The sequence below is a fragment of the Jiangella ureilytica genome (assembly GCF_004348545.1).
Classification (GTDB): domain Bacteria; phylum Actinomycetota; class Actinomycetes; order Jiangellales; family Jiangellaceae; genus Jiangella; species Jiangella ureilytica.
Map to the genome: position 1 here is coordinate 81312 of NZ_SMKL01000005.1, position 19066 is coordinate 100377.

Here is a 19066-nt window from a genome sequence, read left to right on the forward strand (position 1 = left end):
CGCGGTGGTCAGTGGCGGACGTCGAGGTGGAAGGCGTCGGTGTGGTAGCCCGGCCAGGCGGTGGCGCGCTGTTCGGCGACGGTGTCGGCGTGCGGCTCGGCGGCGGGCAGCTCAGAGTCGTCGAGGAGACGCTCGCCGCCGCCGTCGCGGACCGCAGCGACGAGGCGATCCCGCCATCCCTGGAGCTGATCCTCGGCGCCGCTCGCCAGGTCGTGCAGTTCCTGCGGGTCCGTGCCCAGGTCGAAGAGCTGCTCGGCCGGTCCCTCGGGGTACCAGACGTACTTGTGCCGCCCGTCGGTGATCGCCAGGTAGTACGGCAGGCCGGGCGGGCCGGCGTCGCCGCTCGCGAGGCCGACCACGATGCGCGGCCGGTCGCCGCCGTCTTGCCCGGCCAGCGCGACGAGGTCGGTCCCGTCGACGCCGTCCGGAACAGGTCTGCCCGCCGCCGCGACCAAGGTCGGCAGCACGTCGGCCAGCGTCACCGGCGTCCGGACCGCCGTGCCGGGCGCGACCGTCGACCGGCCCGCCGCCGGACGGACGATCATCGGCACACCGGCCGCCGCCTCGTGGAAGAACACCTTGTTCCCGGTGCCGTGGTCGCCGAGGTACTCGCCGTGGTCGGACGTGAACACGACGGTGGTGCGGGCCAGCTCGCCGACGTCCTGCAGGGCCGCCAGCACGCGGCCGAGGTTGTAGTCGATCTGCGTCACCAGGCCGTAGTAGGCCGCTCGGGCGGCCCGGATCGTCGCGGGGTCGAGCAGGTCGAAGGAGCCGCGGTGCCGCTGCCGCAGGAACGCGGCCGGGGCGTCGTCACCGGCCCAGTCGCCCGCGATCGGCGCCGGGATCGGCGCGTCGCGGTACATCGAGTAGTACGGCTCGGGCGGGTCCAGCGGCGGATGCGGCTTGCTGTAGGAGAGCCAGAGGAACAGCGGCCGGGTCGGGTCGCGGCGGTGCCGGATGTGCTCGACGGCCTGCTCGGACAGCCAGGACGTCAGCGTCTGCGACTCCGGGACGGTCGCCATGCCGGGGTACAGCTCGTTCTGCCCCAGGCCGTGCCGCATGGCGGCGACCCCGCTCCGGCTGCCGTGCCGGTAGTAGTCGTCGGGCAGGATCAGCTCCTCGAACCCGTGGTGCGCCCGCGGCGGCGTGAAGTGCATCTTCCCGATGCCGACGGTGGCGTAGCCCAGCGCGCCGAGCCGGGCCGGCAGCGTCGGCGCCCCCGGCGCCAGGACGTCGCAGGTGCGGCCGTTGTGCGTCATGCCGTGGCGCAGCGCCGACTGCCCGGTCAGCAGCGTGACCCGCGACGGCACGCAGACCGGTGTCGAGGCGTAGGCGGCGTCGAACCGGATGCCCTCGTGCGCCAGCTGGTCCAGGTGCGGCGTGCGCAGGAACGGCGGCGCGCCCGGGCCCAGCGTGTCGCGGCGCTGCTGGTCGGTGGTGATGAGCAGCAGGTTCGGCCGGTCGTCGCCCGCACTGGGACTCACAGGTACTCGACCGTCCCGTTCTGCCGCGACCGCTCGGCGGCGAACGCGACCCAGTGGCTCTCGAGGCTCTCCTCGAACGCGCTGGGAGCGGCCGGCACCGGCAGCCCGGCCCGGCGCCGCCGGGTGCGCTCGGTGAACTCCGTCATCAGGCCCGCGTCGCCGCCGGCGTGCCCGCCGAGGTCCTCGGCGACCTGCTCCACGTGCCGGCCGGTGGGCTGCCGGCCGGCGATGTCCGGCACCGCGTCGAGGAAGCGGACGACCTCGATGCGCCCGCTCTCCATGTCGCCGGTGATCTCGCCGTGGCTGCCCATGAGCGTGACCTTGCGGGTGTTCTGCTGCGTGAACGCCGAGACGACCAGCGACGCCGTCACGCCGTTGGCGAACCGCAGCGACGTCGTCTGGTGGTCGGCGACGTCGTTGTCCATGCGGTAGACACAGCGTCCGTAGTCGGTCTCGCGCAGCGCCCGCAGCCGGCCCTCGGGCGACGGGTCCTTGGTGATGACGGAGACCGGCCAGCCGTCGACGCCGGCCAGGTGCTCCACGTAGAACCGTTCGGCGTTGTACGGGCAGCTCGCCGCGACGGCGCATCCGTCGATGCAGCGGTCGGTCGAGCCGGGCGGCGCGTTCTCGATGCGGAAGTGCCGCCGGTCGCCGAACGACGACACCGCGACGCACGGTGAGTCGACCAGCCAGCGCAGCATGTCGAGGTCGTGGCAGGCCTTGGCCAGCAGCATCGGGCTGGAGTCGGCGGCGCGGTGCCAGTTGCCGCGGACGTAGCTGTGCGCGAAGTGCCAGTAGCCGATGTTCTCGGAGTGCTGGATGCCCTGCAGGTCGCCGATGCGGCCCTCGCGCAGCAGCCGCCGCAGCGCGTTGAAGAACGGCGTGTACCGCATGACGTGCGAGACGGTGATCGCGCCGGGCCGGTCCTTGGCGGCGGCGACCAGCCGGTCCAGCTCGCTGGGGGTCGGCGCCATCGGCTTCTCCAGCAGGACGTCGTAGCCCAGCTCGAGCGCCCGCAGGGTGGGGTCGACGTGCATCCGGTCCGGTGTGGCGACGACGACGGCGTCCCAGGGGCCCGGGCGGTCCAGCGCCGGGCGCCAGTCGGCGTACCGGTGCTCCGGCGCCACGCCGTGGGCGTCGCCGACCTCGGCCAGCCGCGCGCCGTCGCTGTCGGCGATCCCCGTCACCACGGCCGCGTCGGGATGCTGCAGGCACCAGCCGGCGTAGGCGGTGCCGCCGCGGCTCCCGGCGCCGAGCACCAGCAGCCGCACCGGCGCGTTCAGGTCCGTCATGCTCACCCTTTCTCGGCCCCCGCGGTGAGGCCCTCGACCAGCAGTCGTTCGGCGGCGAAGAACAGCGCGATGACCGGCAGCGTCAGCAGCACGGACCCGGCCATGAGGACGGTCGCCGACACGCTGATGTCGTCCAGCTGTGCCAGGCCGAGCGAGACCGTCCAGTTGTCACGGCTCTCCAGCAGGAAGAGCAGCGCGAACAGGTACTCGTTCCAGGCGATCATGAAGACGTAGAGCGAGGTCGCTGCGATCGACGGCATCGCCAGCGGCAGCACGATCCGGATGATCACCTGGCCGCGGTTGCAGCCGTCGACCATGGCGGCGTCCTCCAGGCCCTTCGGGATGGACCGGAAGTAGTTGCGCAGCATGTAGACCGACACCGGCACCGTCGACGCCAGGTAGATGATGATCAGCGCCGGCAGCTCGCCGCGCAGCCCGAGCCGCGAGAACAGCACGAACAGCGGGATCGCCATGACGATGCCGGGGAACATGTAGACGGCGAAGAACGAGATGTTGACGACGTTCTTGCCGGGGAAGCGCAGGCGGGTCGCGGCGTATGCCCCGAGCACCGACAGCAGCACCGTCAGCACCACGGAGCCCAGCGCGACGATCAGCGAGTTGCCGAAGAACGACAGCAGGCCGTACCCGCCGTCCTCGGGCGAGGCGACCACCCGACGGTACGCCTCGAGGTTCAGCTCGCCGAACGACGGCACGCCGAGCGGGTCCGAGAGCACGGCCTGCAGCGGCCGGACCGACAGCAGCAGCATGTAGAACAGCGGCAGCACGCAGGCGACCAGGATGAACGCCAGCCACACCACACGCGCCACGCCCAGGACGCGGGTCTCGACCACCTCGCGCGACGCCATCAGACCTCCGCCTCCTGCTTCACGACGCCGTACCGGTAGTAGACGGCGAAGGCGATGATCAGCACGACGGACATCAGCAGGCCGAGCGCCGCCGCCCCGCCGACGTCGTTGCGGGAGACCAGGTACGTGTAGACCTGCACCGCCACCACCTCGGTGCCCGCGGCGCCGCGGGTCAGCAGGTACACGTCGTTGAAGTTCTGGAACGTCCAGATGAAGCGCAGCAGCACCAGCAGCGCGATGACTCCGGACAGCTGCGGCAGGACGATGTGGCGGAACCGCTGGAGGGGCGTGGCGCCGTCGACCCGCGCGGCCTCCTCCAGATCGCGGGGCAGGCCCTGCAGCCGGGCCAGGATGAACAGGAACGCCAGCGGGAACGTCTTCCAGGCCTCGAACACGATGACGGTCAGCAGGGCGATCGGCGCGTCGAACCCGACGCCGAACAGCTCCAGCCGGTGGAACCGCTCGCTGAGGAAGCCGATGGGCTGGTCCCAGCCGAGCACCTCGACGCCGAACACGTTGACCGGGCCGAACTGCGGGTTGAGCAGCGTCCGCCAGACCAGCGCCGCCGACACCACCGGGATGACGTACGGCACCAGCACGAACGCCCGGATGAGGAAGCGGCCGGGGAACCGGTGCCGCAGCGCCAGCGCCGTCGCCAGCCCGGCGCCGACCGACAGCACCGTGCCGCCGATGCTGTAGATCAGCGTCGTGCGGACCATCTCCCACAGGTCCGCGCTGCCCAGGACGGTCTCGAAGTTCCGCAGCGTCAGCGTGATGTCGAAGACGTTCTGCAGGTCGATCAGCCGCAGCCGCTGGAACGACATGACGATCGTCCACAGGAACGGCAGCACGACCACCAGCAGGACGATCAGCACCGTCGGGCTGACCAGGACCAGCCCGGCCCGCGACTCGCGCGCCCGCAGCGAGAGTCCTCGACGCCCGCGCCCGCGCACGCGTCCGGCGCCCGGGCCGCCGCCCGAGCCGGTGCCGGCCGGCTCGGTGTCGGCGGCGGACGTGGCGAGAGGTCCGGAAGCCATGGGCCTCAGCCCAGTTCGGCCTGGAGCTGGGTGGCGCTCTCGTCCATCTGCGCGGCCGCCTCGGCGGGCGTGAGGGTGCCGTCCAGCGCGTCGCGCAGGATGTTGGTCAGCTCGAGGTCGCCGTACATCGCGGTGACCAGCGCGCCCTGTCCCTGCGGGAAGCCCCAGCGCTCGAACCCGGTGGCGCCCTCGGTGATGGTCTGTACCGCCTCGTCGCCGTACAGCTCGCCGACGGAGAGCTGCTGCGACCCGGTACCGACGGCGAGGTCGGTCCAGCCGTCGACGTAGGTGGTGTCGTCGGCGGAGTTGCCGTTGCGCATCGGGAAGCGGCCCTCGGGCGAGATGGAGAGGAAGCCCATGTAGCCGTCGCCGAGCAGGTAGCGCACGAGCTCCTTCGACGGCTCCAGGTCGGCCGACGCGGTGATGCCCAGGTTGATCGTCAGGCCGAACTGCGTGGGCTCGTCGCCCGACGGACCCTGGAACAGCGGCAGGATCCTGGTGCGGTCGACCAGCCACTGCTGGTCGTTGGCGCACTCGGCGCAGGTCAGCGGGGTGTCCGCGAACAGCCCGGCCAGCTCGTCGAGCAGGTGCGGCGACCACGACGTCATCGCCGTCTGCCCGGCCAGATAGTTGGCGCGGGTGGTGTCGACGTCGCCGGCGCCGGCGGGCGCGTACTGCGCGAGGTCGACGTAGAACTGGATCGCCTCCTCGCACTCGGGGCTGTCCAGCGTCACCTCGCCCTCGTCGTCGACCAGCTGGCAGTCGTTGGCGAGCGCGACGTGCTCGAAGACCTGCATGGTGAAGCCGTCGCCGCCGGTGCTGCCGAGCGCGAAGCCGGAGACGCCGTTCTGGCCGTTGAGCCGCTCGGCGGCGGTCAGTGCCGCCTCGTAGGTGGACGGCTCCTCCAGCCCGGCCGCCTCGAACAGGTCGGTGCGGTAGAAGATCATCTGGCCCCAGCCGTCGGACGGGACGGTGGCGTACTCGCCCTCGGCGTCCTCGACCCGGATGAGGTCCAGCGCGCTCTCGTTGAACGTGTCCGAGCCCAGCTCGTCCACCATCTCGCTGGCGGCGGCGGAGTCGAGGATGCCCTCGGCGACCCAGCCGGCGGCCAGCTCGACGCCGTGCACCACGACGTCGGGAAGATCACCGGCCGCGGCGGCCGAGACCATCGCCTGTGACAGATCCGGCGCGCTGACGCCGACCAGCTCGACGTCGATGCCGGACTGCTCCGTGAAGTCGGCGAGCACCTGCTCCATGATGGCGATCCGGTCGGCGGTGTCGTAGACGGTCCAGAACGTGATGCTGCCGCCGCCCCCCTCGGAGTCGGCGCTGTCGCCGTCGTCGCCGGAACATCCCGCAGCGACCAGACCGATCACCGCGAGTGTGCCCAGAGGTCGTCGCCACATCATGCCGTCCTCCTCGGTGGGAGTTCTCGCCTGCAATGTGGGGCACCATGCTTGGGAAATGTGATTCAACGTGTCAACGAATGGGAACGAAATGCAAGGAATCGCAACCCATAGGCGGTGATCTGAGTGAACTCGGTGAAGATCGACGAACTCGACCGGCTCGTGGTCGCGGCGCTGCTCGCGCACCCGCGGGCGACCCACGCAACCATCGGCCAGGCGGTCCGCAGCTCCGAGGCGACGGTCTCGCGGCGGCTCATGCGGCTGCGGCGGGCCGGTGCCGTCCGCGTCGTCGGCGCGCTGGACTCGCAGATCAGCCACCGGGCGCGGTCGGTGTTCGTCCGGCTGCGGTGCGCGCCGGGGGCCGCCGACGATCTGGCCCTGCCGTTGGCGCAGTGGGGCGAGACCGGGTCGGTCAAGGTGCTGACCGGCAGCGTCGACTGCGTCGCGGAGATCGCCTACACCTCCAACGAGCACCTCTACGCGCTGATGATGCACCGGCTGCCGCAGTTCGACGGCGTCATGGCGACGTTCAGCAACCAGGTGATCCGCCGGTTCTCCACGCCGCACGGCTGGAACCCCGGCCTGCTGCCCGACGACGCCGTCGCCGTCCTGCGCTCCGAGCGCCGCGACCGGTGGAGCGAGCGCCCCGAGCCCGCCGAGGCCGCCCCCATGACCGAGCTGGACGAGCAGATCGTCGGCGAGCTCATCGGCGACGGCCGCATGAGCTGGCAGGAGCTCGCCGTCCGGTGCGGCGTCACCCCCAGCACCGCGCGCCGGCGCACCGAGGCGCTGATGTCGAGCGGCGTGCTGCGCATGCGCACCGTCGTCGAGCCGGAGGTGCTGGGCCTGACGGTGAACGCCTTCGTCTGGCTCACGATCAACCCGACGAAGATCGGCCTCGCCGGCGAGATCCTGGCGCGGCACCGCAACGTCGTGATGATCGCGGCCACGACCGGCGACCGGAACCTGTGCGGCGAGATCGCCGTCGCCAGCGACAGCGCGCTCTACGAGTTCCTCTCCGAGACCATCGGCCACCTGCCCGGACTCATCCACGCAGACGTCGCCGTGGCACTGCGCACGGTCAAGCGGGCCGGCATGATCGCGCCCGAGCTGCGGACGGCCGTCGCGTCACCGTAGTGTCGATCAGGCCAGCGGTCACCATCCGTGCCGTGAACAGGCCCGGAACTCCACGCGATCATGCGAATCTCGCGCGCCCGAACGCGGCTCGGAGGGCTATGGTCGAACCATGCATGAGAGTGATGCAGCGCACGATGCTGTGCGCCGCGACCCTATAGAGATCGTTTCTTACGACAAGGATTGGCCCGCGTCCTTCGAGCAGGAGCGCCGGCGCGTCGAGCCGGCTCTTCGCCCGTGGCTCATCGGCTCCGTCGAGCATGTCGGCAGCACCGCCGTGCCCGGTCTTTCCGCCAAGCCCATCATCGACATGTTGGCCATGGTCGCGTCCTACGAGGACGCTCGCGGCGCCATCGCCGCCATGGAGGCGGCCGGCTGGACGCACGTGTGGGAAGCCGGCGACGAAGAGCTGCGGCGCTGGTCGTTCTGCTACCCCGACCCCGCCTGGCGCACCCACCACCTGCACGTCGTCGAGTACGTGTCGCAGCTCGGCCGCGACTGCCTCGCCTTCCGCGACCACCTCCGGCACCACCCCGAGGACGCGCAGAGCTACGCCGGCATCAAGCAGAGTCTGGCGGCGTTGCACCACGACGACCGGCCGGCCTACCGGGCCGGCAAGGCACCGTTCATCGAGGACATCATGCGACGGGCGTCCGTCGAGCACTGAGCCGCGCCAGCCGGCCGTTCGCGCCCTTGAGCACCAGCAGGGTTAGGACGCCGGCCAGCACGATCGCGGCCATGTTGATGCCGAGCTGAGCGGCCGCGCCGCCCATCTCGGCGGCGTCGCCGAGGGCCAGGGCCAGTCCCAGGTTCCCGGCGGCGGGCACCGTCGTCACCGAGATGAACACGCCCACCAAAGCACCCGACTTCGCGGACGTGAGCGACAGGATGCCGGCGATCCCGGCGATGAACGCCACGACGAACGACCACCGGTCCGGCCGCCAGATGAACCCCGTGAGCGGCCGTTCCGCCGTCAGCACCGACGGGTCGATCCACCCTGCCCACGACGCGATCAGTCCCAGCACCGTCGTGACGGCGATGGCGACGGCGAAGCCGACCACCAGGGTGACCAGCGCCTGGCGCACGACGCTCCTCCGCCGGTGCACCAGGCCGACGGCGATGCCGGCGAGCGGCCCGAACTCCGGGCCGACGACCATGGCGCCGACCACGAGGATCGCGGAGTCGAGCACGATGGCGATGGCGGCCAGCACGGCGGCCAGGCTCAGGAACCAGACGAACGTGTTCGAGAGGACGGAGTCCTCGTCGGCGCGGCGCACGACCTGTTCCCAGATGACGGCGTCGGCGCCTTCGCCGGGGGCGTCGTCCTCGGCCTTCTCGGCGGCCTGCGAGATGGAGGTCTCGACCGACTCGAGCGCGATGGTGCCGGAGCGGTCGATGCCCAACTCTCGCAGCGAGCTCAGCATGTCCTCGGCGGACTCGCGGGCCAGCTCGGCCAGCACCATGTCGCCCGGCGGCTTCACCGAGGCCCCGCGCAGGACGGCGATGCTGGCCACGCCCGGGCACCCGGAGAGCAGCTCGACGATGCGCTCGGTCGTGTCCGCCGGCGTCGTCACGCGCAGGTGCAGCACGGCGCCATGGTAGAGGCGCCGGATGAGCGACGGCGGCAGCCGTCAGCGAAACGCGCCCGCCAGCCGGGTGGCGTCGCAGGGCCAGGCCGAGCCGCAGACGGCGCACAGCCCGGCGTCGTCGGCGTGGTCGTTGAGTACGGCGTTGCCATCGGTGAGCACGCTCAGCAGGGCCGCGGGCTCCCGTTCCATGACGTCCATGACCTCTATGAAAGATGGATCATGTTGAGTCCGCGGTTCGGGCACGTGACGCCGGCGTGAACAGTGCGTTCGCGGGACCGGCCGCGCGACGGCGCGTGGTCGCGCGGCGTAGGGCGCACCCCGGTCGATGCGGCGAGGGACCTTCGGCCTCCCTCGCCGCCTCGGCGTCTCGCCCGCGTCGGGCCTTGTACGCTGGCGGCCGTGACTGACGGCGTGATTCTGCAGGTGGGCAGGCTCCATCCCACGGCCGAGCGCGAGCTGACGGCGACGTACGACGCGCTCCGGCTGCCGGCGCCCGGCGACGAGCGCGAGCGGTTCCTGGCCGAGCACGGCCCGCACGTGAGCGTCGCGGTCACCGGCCCCGGTATGGACGCCGAGCTGATCGGCGCGCTGCCGAAGCTGGCCGCCGTCATCAACCTCGGCGTGGGCTACGACGCCGTCGACGTCGACGCGCTGCGCTCGCGCGGCATCGTGCTCAGCAACACCCCCGACGTGCTGACCGACTGCGTGGCCGACCTCGCCGTCGGCGGACTCATCGACGTCATGCGCGGGCTGTCGGCCGGCGACCGATTCGTCCGCCGCGGCTCCTGGGCCGACGGGGCGCGATTCCCGCTGCAGCGCCGGGTCAGCGGCACCCGGGTCGGCATCCTCGGGCTGGGCCGCATCGGCCGGGCCGTCGCGCACCGGCTCGAGGCGTTCGGCTGCACCGTCAGCTACCACAACCGCCGCCGCGTTGACGACGTCGCATACGCCTACGCGGCCTCGCCGGTCGAGCTGGCCGGCTCGGTCGACGCGCTGATCGTCGTCACGCCGGGTGGCGCCGGCACCCGCGCGCTGGTCTCCGCCGGCGTACTGGCCGCGCTGGGGCCCGACGGCTACCTCGTCAACGTCGCCCGCGGCAGCGTGGTCGACCAGGACGCGCTGGTGACGGCGCTGGCGTCCGGTGCGCTGGGCGGCGCGGCACTCGACGTCTTCGCCGCCGAGCCGCAGGTGCCCGACGAGCTGTTCGCGCTGGACAACGTCGTGCTGCTGCCGCACATCGGCAGCGCCACCGTCGAGACGCGCGAGGCCATGGCGCAGCTGGTGCTGCGCAACCTCGAACGCTTCCTGGCCGACGGGACGCTGGTCACCCCGGTCGCGCTTCAATAGCGTCATGAGGACGGTTCTGGTCCAGCTGGCGGCGGGCACCGATCCCGCCGAGAACGCCGCGGCCGTTCGGCGGCTCACCACGGGCGTCGAGGCCGATCTCGTGGTGCTGCCCGAGGCGGTCATGCACGACTTCGGCGACCCCGCCCTGCCGCTCGGCCCGGTCGCTCAAACTCTGGACGGCCCGTTCGTGGCGACGCTGGCGTCGGTGGCGCGCGAGGCCGGCGCCGTCGTCGTCGGCGGCATGTTCGAGCGCTCCGACGACCCCGACCGGCCGTACAACACGCTGGTCGCGGTCGGGCCCGACGGCGCCGTGCGGGCGATGTACCGCAAGGCCCACCTGTACGACTCCTTCGGCTACCGGGAGTCCGACCGACTTCGCGCGGGCTCGGCTGTGCCCGCGGTCTTCGAGGTCGACGGCGTCCGGCTCGGCCTGCTCACCTGCTACGACCTGCGCTTCCCCGAACAGGGCCGGGCACTGGTCGACGCCGGCGCCGACGCGTTCGTCATCCCGGCGGCCTGGGTCCGAGGGCCGCTCAAAGAGGACCACTGGCAGACGCTGCTGCGGGCGCGGGCCATCGAGAACACCGTCTACGTCGCCGCCGCGGCGCAGACCGGGCGGGCCTACTGCGGGCTCAGCCAGCTGGTCGACCCACTCGGCGTCGTGGTCGCCGCCCTGGGCGACGACGAGGGTCTCCTGGCCGCCGAACTCTCCCTCGAGCGCGTCACCGCCGCCCGGACCCGCAACCCGGCGCTGCAGCACCGCCGGACCTGGCCACCGCGGCCGTGACGGTGCCATCGTGACGGTTCCGGCCGACGACCCGGGTATGCCCCGCCCCGTTCGGGTGGGACCCACTCTAGGGGCGGGCACCGACGGGCCGGCGGATGACGAGAGTCGGGCGGGCTCGGGCAGACCGGCGGGTGACGGCAGCCGGGTGAGCGCCGACAGACCGGTGGGTTCGGGCAGCGGTGGCGGTGTCGACGGCGGGGACGTAGCCCGCCCTGACCGGGTGGGACCCAGCCCAGGACCGGGCACCGACACGTGGGCGGCGGTCGTGCTGGCCGGCGGAGCCGGGCAGCGGCTGGGCGGCGTCGACAAGCCGGGACTGGTCGTCGGCGGGCGCACGCTGCTGGACCGGTCGGTCGCCGCCGCGGCCGAGGCGGGCGCCGCGCGGATCGTCGTCGTCGGGCGGCGGCGCGACACCGGGCTGCCCATCAGCTGGACCCGCGAGGACCCGCCCGGAAGCGGGCCGCTGGCCGCGCTGGCCGCCGGTCTCGCCGCACTGGCGGCCGAGCCGGACGCCGGGCCGGACGCCGGGCCGGACGTCGTCGTCGTCCTCGCAGCGGACCTGCCGCGGGTGTCGTCGACGCTGGTCGGGCGGCTGCTGGCCGGACTCGGCGACGAAACCGACGCCGTCGCCGTCGTCGATCCGCAGGGGTGGGTACAACCGCTGGTGGCGGCCTACCGGACGGAGCCGCTGCGGGCCGCGCTCGAGGCCGTCGGCGACCCTCGCGACCGGCCGGTCCGGAGCCTGCTGGCGCGTCTGCGGGTGGCCACGATCGCCGACGCCGACGGCGCCGCGGACATCGACACGCCGGACGACCTGGCCCGATGGCAGGCTCGGCCAGGGGAGGATGTGCCGGGTGCCAGGAGGAGGGGACGTGACATGGACAGCTGGGTGACCGCGTTGTGCGAACGGCTGGGGGTGCCGGTCGACGACGTCGATGTCGGCGCGATCCTCGAGGTCGCTCGCGACGCCGCGCACGGCGTGGAGCGGCCGGCCGCGCCGGTGACGGCGTTCGTCGCGGGCTACGCCGCCGCCACCAAGGGCGGCGGAGCGGCCGCCGTCGCCGCGGCGCTCGACGCCGCGGGTGAGCTGGCGCGCGACTGGACCGACGGCCCCGACGCCGCCACACCGACGCTGCAGTAGCGTCACGCTGTGCAGACCAAGAGCTCCGTCCACCTGCCGGCCCCGGCAGACGTGGTCGACCCGCTGCGCCTCCTGACGCAGCGGGTCATCATCGCGGTGTCGGTGCTGGTGCTGACGGCGCTGCTGGTCTACCTCGATCGCGACGGCTACACCGACAACTCCGACGGCTCGGTCGACCTGCTCGACGCGTTCTACTACACGACGGTCTCGCTCTCGACCACGGGCTACGGTGACATCACGCCGACGTCGGACACCGCGCGGCTGGTCAACATCATCCTCATCACTCCGCTGCGGGTGCTGTTCCTGATCGTCCTCATCGGCACGACACTGGAGACCCTGACCACCCGGAGCCGCGAGCAGGTGCGGCTCAACCGCTGGAGGAAGAAGTTGCGCGACCACACCGTCGTCATCGGCTACGGCGTCAAGGGGCGCAGCGCGGTGGCCACGATGCTCGCGAACGAGATGGCGCAGGAGGCCCTCGTCGTCGTCGATCCCGACCCGTCCGCCATCGCCGAGGCGAACGAGCAGGGCCTGGTCGCCGTCATGGGCGACGCCACCCGCACCGAGGTGCTGCGCCGCGCCGGCGTCCCGGCCGCCAGCCGCATCGTCATCACCACGGCCCGCGACGACGCCAGCGTGCTGGCGACCCTGACCTGCCGGCAGCTCAACCAGAACGCGAACATCGTCGTCGCGGTCCGCGAGGCCGACAACGTCGCGCTGGTCCGGCAGGGCGGCGCCGACGAGGTCGTCACGTCGTCCGACGCCGTCGGCCGCATCCTTGGCCTCGCCACGGTCAGCCCCGCGCTGGGGCACGTGCTCGAGGACCTCACCACGTCCGGCACCGGCCTCGAGGTGGCCGAGCGGCTGGTCATGCCGCGCGAAGAGGGCAAGCAGCCGCGGCAGCTGACCGACCTCGTGGTGGCGGTGGTGCGCGACGGCGCCGAGCTGCCGTTCCACTCGCCGGCCATCGGGCACCTCGTCCGCGGCGACCGCCTCGTCGTCATCCGGCCGTCCGAGGAGTATCCGTGGGCCCGGCGCGAGGACGCCCACGACACGACTCTGGCCGACGATCCGGAGGAGCCCGAGGACCCGGCGGACCGGCCGCCGGGCGGCGTCTGAGCGGAGGGGCACGTGCACGCGGTCGTCATCACCGAGCCCGGCGGGCCCGAGGTGCTGGTGTGGAGCGAGGTCCCCGACCCGGTCTGCGGCCGGGGCGAGGTGGTCGTCGACGTCGTCGCGTCCGCCGTCAACCGTGCCGACGTCCTGCAGCGGCGCGGTAAGTACGACGTCCCGGACGGGTCGCCCGCCTGGCCCGGCCTCGAGTGCAGCGGCACCATCAGCGAGGTCGGCGACGGCGTCACCGGCTGGAAGGTCGGCGACCAGGTGTGCGCGCTGCTGTCCGGCGGCGGCTACGCCGAGCGGGTCGCCGTACCGGCGGGCCAGCTGCTGCAGGCGCCGGCCGGCGTCGATCTCGTCACGGCGGCCGCCCTGCCCGAGGTCTTCTGCACGGTCTGGTCCAACCTGGTCATGACCGCGAGCCTGGGCAAGGGCGACGTGCTGCTGGTCCACGGCGGCGCCAGCGGCATCGGGACGGCCGCCATCCAGATCGGGCGCGCGCTGGGCGCCCGGGTCGCTGTGACGGCGGGGTCGGCGGCCAAGCTCGAACGGTGCGCGGAGCTGGGCGCCGACATCCTGGTGAACTACCGCGACGACGACTTCGTCGAGGTCGTGCGCGAGGCGACGGGCGGGCACGGCGCCGACGTCGTGCTCGACATCATGGGCGGCCCCTACCTGGCCCGGAACCTCGACGTGCTGGCCATGGACGGCCGCATCACGATCATCGGCACGCTGGGCGGCCGCGACGCCCAGGTGAACCTCGGCTCCGTCATGCGCAAGCGGGCCCGCATCACCGGCTCGCTGCTGCGCCGGCGCACGCCCGCCGGCAAGGCCGCCGTGGTCGCGGAGGTGTGCGAGCACGTGTGGCCGCTCATCGAGTCCGGTGCGGTGAGGCCCGTGGTCGACCGCGTCCTGCCGATGTCCCAGGCGGCCGAGGCGCACCGCGTCCTCGAGGCCGGCGAACACGTGGGCAAGGTGCTGCTCACCAGCTGAGATCGCCGCGACCAGCGCCGATGACGCGGAAGTGATGACTCGATGCGACATGGACGGTCACGACCTGCCGATGGGGGCGTACCCTGGCAAATGTGGTGATGTCGCTGGAGTCCGACCTCGACCGGCCGGTCACACACCGCCGGACCGCCCGGGTGCTGCTCGTCGAACCCGGCGGCCGGCTGCTGCTGTTCGAGGACAGCGACCCGTCCGCGCCCGGCGCGCCCACGTTCTGGATCACGCCCGGCGGCGGCGTCGACCCCGGCGAGACGCTGATCGACGCAGCCGTCCGCGAGGTCGAGGAGGAGACCGGCCTGCGGCTGCGCCCGTCGTCGGTGCGCGGCCCCATGGCCGAGCGCACCGTCGTCCACGCCTACTCCGACAAGATCGCGGTCCAGTCCGAGACGTTCTTCGTCGCCGACGCCCCGAGCCAGGAGATCGTGCCGGCCGGGCTCACCGAGGACGAGCAGCTCACCGTCATCGGGCACCGCTGGTGGAGCCTCGACGAGTTGCGCAGCACCGAGCGGCCGATCTGGCCGGTCGGGCTGGCCGACCTGTTCGCGGCCAGCCACGACCCCTCGCTCTGGCCGGTCGTCCTCAGCGCGGCCGAGGAGTCGACGGTCCCGACGAATCACTTCGCCCGCTGACTCCCCGACTCACTCCATGAGCAAGGCCGGCGAGCCCAGCGCTTGACGGGCTATACCGAGTATGCATACTTGGTAGCCATGTCCATTCGTCACGGTCTGCTGGCCCTGCTCGAACGCTCCCCGATGTACGGCTACCAGCTGCGGCACGAGTTCGAGCGGTCCACCGGGGCGACCTGGCCGCTCAACGTCGGCCAGGTCTACACGACACTGGCCCGGCTCGAGCGCGATGGCCTGGTCGAGCAGACCGGTGAGTCCGACGAGGACGGCAAGGTCGTCTACCGCCTCACCGACGCCGGGCACGCGGAGCTGACCGGCTGGTTCGCCACCCCGCTGGGCGCCACCGACCGCCCGCGCGACGAGCTTGCCATCAAGGTGGCGCTGGCGCTGACCACACCGGGCGTCGACGTCCGCGCGGTGCTGCAGACCCAGCGCACCGCCACCCTGCGGCACCTGCAGGAGCTGACCCGGCTCAAGGCCGTGGCCGACGGCTCAGAGGACACCGCCTGGCTACTCGTGCTCGACTCCATGATCTTCCGGGCCGAGGCCGAGGTGCGGTGGCTCGACCACTCCGAGACCCGGCTGGCGCGGCGCGGCTTCACCACGCGCCCGCCCGCTCCGGCCGCCGCCGTCGCGCCCGACCCGGCCGGCACCGATCAGGCCGCACGGCGATGAGCGCCGGCGCCGTCCTCGAGCTGCGTTCGGTCAGCCGCGTCCACGGCGACGGCCCCACGGCGGTGCACGCCCTGCACGCCGTCAGCCTCACCCTGCGCCCGCGCGAGCTGGTCGCCGTCATGGGCCCCTCCGGGTCCGGCAAGAGCACGCTGCTGCACCTGGCCGGCGGGCTCGACGAGCCCAGCGACGGCACCGTCCTGGTCGAGGGGACCGACCTCGCCACGTTGAGCAGGGGCGAGCTCGCCGCCGTGCGCCGGCGCAGCCTCGGCTACGTCTTCCAGGATCTCAACCTCATCCCCGCGCTCACCGCGGCCGAGAACGTGGCGCTGCCGCGCGAGCTCGACGGCGTCCGCGCCAAGGCCGCACGGCGCGAGGCGCTCGACGCGCTCACCGAGGTCGGCGTCGGCGAGCTGGCCGGCCGGTTCCCCGACGAGATGTCCGGCGGGCAGCAGCAGCGGGTCGCCATCGCGCGGGCGCTGGTCGGGCCGCGCCGGCTGGTGCTGGCCGACGAGCCGACGGGTGCGCTGGACTCGCAGACCGGCGAGGACGTGCTGCGGGTGCTGCGGGCGCGCTGCGACGCCGGCGCCTCCGGGCTGCTGGTCACCCACGAGGCCCGGCACGCGGCCTGGGCCGACCGCGTGGTGTTCCTGCGCGACGGCGCACTGATCGACGACACCGGCATCGCGCCGCCGCCCGAGGTGCTGCTCGCCGCGGACGGTCTCGGATGAGGCTGCGGGGGCGCGGGTGGGTGCCCGCGCTGCGGATCGCCCGGCGCCAGGTGCGCCGCAACCTCCGCCGGTCGGCGCTCATCGCCGTGCTCGTGGGGCTGCCGGTCGCCGGCGCCACCATCGCCGACGTCCTGTACCGCAGTGTCGAGTCGCCCGAGCGCGACGCCTACTCGCGCATGGGCGACGCCGACGCCATCGTCGAGGTGGTGCCGTACCGCGAGCTGCCGGTACCGGACGACGGCCGGTTGCCGATGGTCGAGCTCACCTTCACCGGCGATGTGCCCTCCGAGCCGGAGCGCGACCCTGCCTCGGTCGACGTCGCCGCCCTGCTGCCGGCCGGAACCGTCCTGGTCCCCGACCGGGTCAACCACAGCCTCCGGCTCGACGACGGCGACTCCGTGGTGCGCTCCGCACTGCTCGAGGTGATCCCGTTCGACGGCCCGCTGACCGATCACGCCGTCCGGCTCGAGGCCGGGCGGTGGCCCGAGGCGCGCGACGAGGCCGCGATCACGCGCCGGCTCGCCGAGCGGCTCGACCTGCTCGACGACGACGGCGAGCTGCGGACCGGCGCGACGGCCACGGTCCACGACGGGCCCACCGTCAGTGTGACTGCGCTGGTGGTCGATCCGTTCTTTCTGCGGGCCGAGCGGATGACCGTCGCGCCGGGCTCCATCGTCGCCGAGCATGCGGCGGCCTCCGGCTCGGACTCGTGGGGAGCGGCCGGGATGTTCGGCGGCATGGCCTACCTGGCCGACCTCCCCGACGGCGCCGACCTCGGCGAGCTCGCCGGCGCGCTGGCCGCCGAGGGCGTCGGTCTGCTGCCGCGCGACGTCATCGCGCACCCGGAGCGGTACTACCCCGACGCCGGCTCCGGCGGCGCGCCCAGCGTCGAGCAGGTGCAGCAGGCGGCGCTCGTGGTCCTGGTGGTCGGGCTCGGCCTGCTCGAGGTGGTGCTGCTGGCCGGCGCCGCGTTCGCCGTCGGCGCCCGGCGGCAGGTGCGCGAGCTCGGCCTCATGATGGCCTCCGGGGCCAGTGCGGCGCAGGTCCGCCGGACCGTCCTGGCCCAGGGGCTGGTGCTGGGCGTGCTCGGCGCCGCCGCGGGGCTGGCCGTGGGGGCGACACTGGTGCCCGTCGCGGGGCCCATCTGGGAGCGCTACCTCGGCCAGCTGGTCGACCACTGGACGTTCGGCTGGGCCGAGCTCGCTGCCGCCGCGGGTGTCGGAGTGCTCGCGGGCCTGGCCGCCGCCGTCGTCCCGGCCGTGGGAGCGGCCCGGATGACGCCGGTCGACGCGCTGGCGGAGCGGTTCCGGACCACCCGGCTGGCGGCCCGGCTGCCGGTCGTCGGCGTCGCGCTGTTCGTCGTGGGGGCGGCCGGCGCGCTGATCGCGAGCCGGGCCCTCGCCGGCGACCTCGAGGACTACGCCGACGAGCTGGCCCGGCTGGCCGGCACCGGCATGTTCGTCGCCGGGCCCACCACCACGCCGTACATCGCCGTGCAGCTCGGCGGGGCGCTCATCGCCACGGCCGGCATCGTGGTCCTGCTGCCCGGCCTGATCTCGGTCCTTGCCCGCGCCGCGCACCGGCTCGGGCTCTCGGCCCGGCTGGCGCTGCGCGACGCCGCCCGGCACCGGCACCGGACCGCGCCGACAGTGGCGGCCATCGCGATCGTCGTGGCGGGGTCGACGGCGGTGGCCTTCGGCGCCGGCGGCGCCGCCCGCGCCGACGAGCTGAGATACATGCCGTCGCTGCCGGACGACGTCCTGCGCATCGACGTCGAGCGGCAGGGTCAGACCGCCGCACAGATCGACGAGCTCCTCGGCGCGGCCGAACGCGCCGTGGCCGGCGCCCTGCCCGACGCACGGGTGATCCGGGCCGCCGAGGCCGCCGCGGAGTACACCTACGACGACGTCACGACCTTCGACACCGTCTGGATGGCCGCCGGGTCGGACTGCCTCGACTGCGCCTACGCGGGCTCGGTGTCCATGGCCGTCGCCGATCCCGCGCTCATGGAGCTCGTCGCCGGCAGCGCGCCCGACCAGGCCACCCTCGACGCCCTGGCCGCCGGCCGGGTGGTCGTCTTCGAGCAGCCGTTCGTCCGCGCCGGCGGAGAGGTGGTCATCGACATCTATCCGATGGACGGGGAGCCACAGCAGACCCGGATCCCGGCCCACCTCGCCGAACGGCCCACCGCGTACTCGATGCTGCCGGGGGCGTTCGCGTCCGCGGAGACCCTGACCGCACACGGGTTCACCCCCATGGACACCACGAGCTTCATCCGGTTCGGCGACGCGACGCCGGAGCAGATCGACGCCGCCCTCCAGGCGGCCGAGACGGCGGGCGCCTGGCCGGCCATCGAGGTGCCCCCCGACGACGGCACCGACCCGGCCGTGCTGGCCCTCACCGCGGGCGCGGCGTTCGTGACGCTGGTCGGAGTGGCCATCGCCGTCTCGCTGGCGGCCGCCGAGGGCCGCGCCGACCTCGCCACCCTGGCCGCCGTCGGGGCCCCGCCGCGGCGCCGGCGCGGCCTGGCCGGTGCGCAGGCCCTGGTGGTGGGCGGTCTGGGCGTGCTGATCGGGTCGGTGCTGGGCGTGTACTTCGCCTATCTGGTCTGGCCGGCGCTCGGCGCACCGGAGTTCATCTGGGCCTGGGACACCCTCGTGCTCACCGGTGTCGCCGTCCCCGTACTGGCCGTCCTCGTGGCGGTGGTCTTCACACCGAGCCGGTTGCCGATGATCAGGAGGGTGGAGTGAACAGCATCGCGGTGCGTCGTGCCCGGCAGGCCGCTCGCCGCCGTACGCTGCAGCTTCTCGCCCTGCGCAGGGCCGAGGCG

18 protein-coding genes are annotated in these 19066 nt (G+C 73.2%); 11 read left to right on the forward strand and 7 right to left on the reverse strand.

Going from position 1 to position 19066, the window contains the following annotated elements; translation table 11 throughout:
- Positions 1-8: 8 nt before the first annotated feature.
- From E1212_RS03450 to E1212_RS03470, 5 genes are read right to left on the reverse strand one after another with little or no spacing between them, the layout of a single operon-like run.
- A complete protein-coding gene (locus E1212_RS03450) occupies positions 9-1484 on the reverse strand; it encodes a sulfatase-like hydrolase/transferase (RefSeq protein ID WP_162605285.1) in 1476 nt (491 codons plus the stop codon).
- Positions 1481-2776, reverse strand: a complete 1296-nt coding sequence (locus tag E1212_RS03455) for a Gfo/Idh/MocA family protein (protein WP_131979144.1) — start codon at positions 2774-2776, stop codon at positions 1481-1483. Before E1212_RS03455 ends, E1212_RS03450 begins: the two co-directional genes overlap by 4 nt.
- 2 nt (positions 2777-2778) lie before the next feature.
- A complete protein-coding gene (locus E1212_RS03460) occupies positions 2779-3642 on the reverse strand; it encodes a carbohydrate ABC transporter permease (RefSeq protein WP_131979147.1) in 864 nt (287 codons plus the stop codon).
- Positions 3642-4679 carry a carbohydrate ABC transporter permease gene (locus E1212_RS03465; RefSeq protein WP_131979150.1) on the reverse strand — a complete coding sequence of 346 codons (1038 nt, stop codon included), beginning with the start codon at positions 4677-4679 and terminating at the stop codon, positions 3642-3644. Before E1212_RS03465 ends, E1212_RS03460 begins: the two co-directional genes overlap by 1 nt.
- A gap of 5 nt (positions 4680-4684) precedes the next feature.
- The gene (locus E1212_RS03470; RefSeq protein WP_131979153.1) at positions 4685-6088 is read right to left on the reverse strand and encodes an ABC transporter substrate-binding protein; all 1404 of its coding nucleotides are present in this window, start codon (positions 6086-6088) and stop codon (positions 4685-4687) included.
- A gap of 132 nt (positions 6089-6220) precedes the next feature.
- Between E1212_RS03470 and E1212_RS03475 the strand changes: the two genes are divergently transcribed.
- Together E1212_RS03475 and E1212_RS03480 are read left to right on the forward strand one after the other, a co-directional pair.
- Entirely contained in the window at positions 6221-7222 is a 1002-nt protein-coding gene (locus tag E1212_RS03475) for an Lrp/AsnC family transcriptional regulator (RefSeq protein WP_162605286.1), read from the forward strand.
- A gap of 109 nt (positions 7223-7331) precedes the next feature.
- Positions 7332-7886, forward strand: coding sequence for a GrpB family protein (locus tag E1212_RS03480; protein ID WP_131979159.1), 555 nt, complete (start codon positions 7332-7334; stop codon positions 7884-7886).
- Here E1212_RS03480 and E1212_RS03485 read toward each other — a convergent pair.
- Complete coding sequence (locus E1212_RS03485) at positions 7858-8808, reverse strand: DUF389 domain-containing protein (RefSeq protein ID WP_131979162.1); 951 nt, start codon at positions 8806-8808, stop codon at positions 7858-7860. The two genes, E1212_RS03480 and E1212_RS03485, sit on opposite strands and share 29 nt — an antisense overlap.
- Before the next feature lie 42 nt (positions 8809-8850).
- On the reverse strand, positions 8851-9006 hold the full coding sequence (locus E1212_RS29220) for a hypothetical protein (protein WP_162605287.1): 156 nt from the start codon (positions 9004-9006) through the stop codon (positions 8851-8853).
- Between the two features lie 192 nt (positions 9007-9198).
- Between E1212_RS29220 and E1212_RS03490 the strand changes: the two genes are divergently transcribed.
- The 9 genes from E1212_RS03490 (at position 9199) to E1212_RS03530 (ending at position 18986) form a co-directional block, all read left to right on the forward strand.
- Complete coding sequence (locus E1212_RS03490) at positions 9199-10155, forward strand: 2-hydroxyacid dehydrogenase (protein WP_131979292.1); 957 nt, start codon at positions 9199-9201, stop codon at positions 10153-10155.
- Between the two features lie 4 nt (positions 10156-10159).
- Positions 10160-10942 carry a carbon-nitrogen hydrolase family protein gene (locus tag E1212_RS03495; RefSeq protein WP_131979165.1) on the forward strand — a complete coding sequence of 261 codons (783 nt, stop codon included), beginning with the start codon at positions 10160-10162 and terminating at the stop codon, positions 10940-10942.
- A gap of 220 nt (positions 10943-11162) precedes the next feature.
- Positions 11163-12083: an NTP transferase domain-containing protein gene (locus tag E1212_RS03500; protein ID WP_203416303.1), complete on the forward strand. Its 921-nt coding sequence runs from the start codon at positions 11163-11165 to the stop codon at positions 12081-12083.
- A gap of 9 nt (positions 12084-12092) precedes the next feature.
- The gene (locus E1212_RS03505) at positions 12093-13202 is read left to right on the forward strand and encodes a potassium channel family protein (RefSeq protein ID WP_131979171.1); all 1110 of its coding nucleotides are present in this window, start codon (positions 12093-12095) and stop codon (positions 13200-13202) included.
- A 12-nt stretch (positions 13203-13214) separates the two neighbouring features.
- Positions 13215-14192, forward strand: coding sequence for an NAD(P)H-quinone oxidoreductase (locus E1212_RS03510; RefSeq protein WP_131979174.1), 978 nt, complete (start codon positions 13215-13217; stop codon positions 14190-14192).
- A gap of 98 nt (positions 14193-14290) precedes the next feature.
- Positions 14291-14836 (forward strand): NUDIX hydrolase, encoded by a 546-nt coding sequence (locus E1212_RS03515; protein ID WP_238992236.1) that lies wholly within the window; start codon positions 14291-14293, stop codon positions 14834-14836.
- 78 nt (positions 14837-14914) lie between these two features.
- Entirely contained in the window at positions 14915-15508 is a 594-nt protein-coding gene (locus E1212_RS03520) for a PadR family transcriptional regulator (RefSeq protein ID WP_131979180.1), read from the forward strand.
- Positions 15505-16236 carry an ABC transporter ATP-binding protein gene (locus E1212_RS03525; protein ID WP_131979183.1) on the forward strand — a complete coding sequence of 244 codons (732 nt, stop codon included), beginning with the start codon at positions 15505-15507 and terminating at the stop codon, positions 16234-16236. Before E1212_RS03520 ends, E1212_RS03525 begins: the two co-directional genes overlap by 4 nt.
- A complete protein-coding gene (locus E1212_RS03530) occupies positions 16233-18986 on the forward strand; it encodes an FtsX-like permease family protein (protein WP_131979186.1) in 2754 nt (917 codons plus the stop codon). Before E1212_RS03525 ends, E1212_RS03530 begins: the two co-directional genes overlap by 4 nt.
- The last annotated feature ends 80 nt before the right edge of the window (positions 18987-19066 follow it).

What these genes read in the sequence shown, in the direction of transcription:
- E1212_RS03455 (WP_131979144.1), bottom strand. Translation starts at nt 2,776, where the DNA reads ATGACGGACCTGAACGCGCCGGTGCGGCTGCTGGTGCTCGGCGCCGGG.
- E1212_RS03460 (WP_131979147.1), bottom strand. Translation starts at nt 3,642, where the DNA reads ATGGCGTCGCGCGAGGTGGTCGAGACCCGCGTCCTGGGCGTGGCGCGT.
- E1212_RS03465 (WP_131979150.1), bottom strand. Translation starts at nt 4,679, where the DNA reads ATGGCTTCCGGACCTCTCGCCACGTCCGCCGCCGACACCGAGCCGGCC.
- E1212_RS03470 (WP_131979153.1), bottom strand. Translation starts at nt 6,088, where the DNA reads ATGATGTGGCGACGACCTCTGGGCACACTCGCGGTGATCGGTCTGGTC.
- E1212_RS03480 (WP_131979159.1), top strand. Translation starts at nt 7,332, where the DNA reads ATGCATGAGAGTGATGCAGCGCACGATGCTGTGCGCCGCGACCCTATA.
- E1212_RS29220 (WP_162605287.1), bottom strand. Translation starts at nt 9,006, where the DNA reads ATGGACGTCATGGAACGGGAGCCCGCGGCCCTGCTGAGCGTGCTCACC.
- E1212_RS03495 (WP_131979165.1), top strand. Translation starts at nt 10,160, where the DNA reads ATGAGGACGGTTCTGGTCCAGCTGGCGGCGGGCACCGATCCCGCCGAG.
- E1212_RS03515 (WP_238992236.1), top strand. Translation starts at nt 14,291, where the DNA reads ATGTCGCTGGAGTCCGACCTCGACCGGCCGGTCACACACCGCCGGACC.
- E1212_RS03520 (WP_131979180.1), top strand. Translation starts at nt 14,915, where the DNA reads ATGTCCATTCGTCACGGTCTGCTGGCCCTGCTCGAACGCTCCCCGATG.
- E1212_RS03525 (WP_131979183.1), top strand. Translation starts at nt 15,505, where the DNA reads ATGAGCGCCGGCGCCGTCCTCGAGCTGCGTTCGGTCAGCCGCGTCCAC.
- E1212_RS03530 (WP_131979186.1), top strand. Translation starts at nt 16,233, where the DNA reads ATGAGGCTGCGGGGGCGCGGGTGGGTGCCCGCGCTGCGGATCGCCCGG.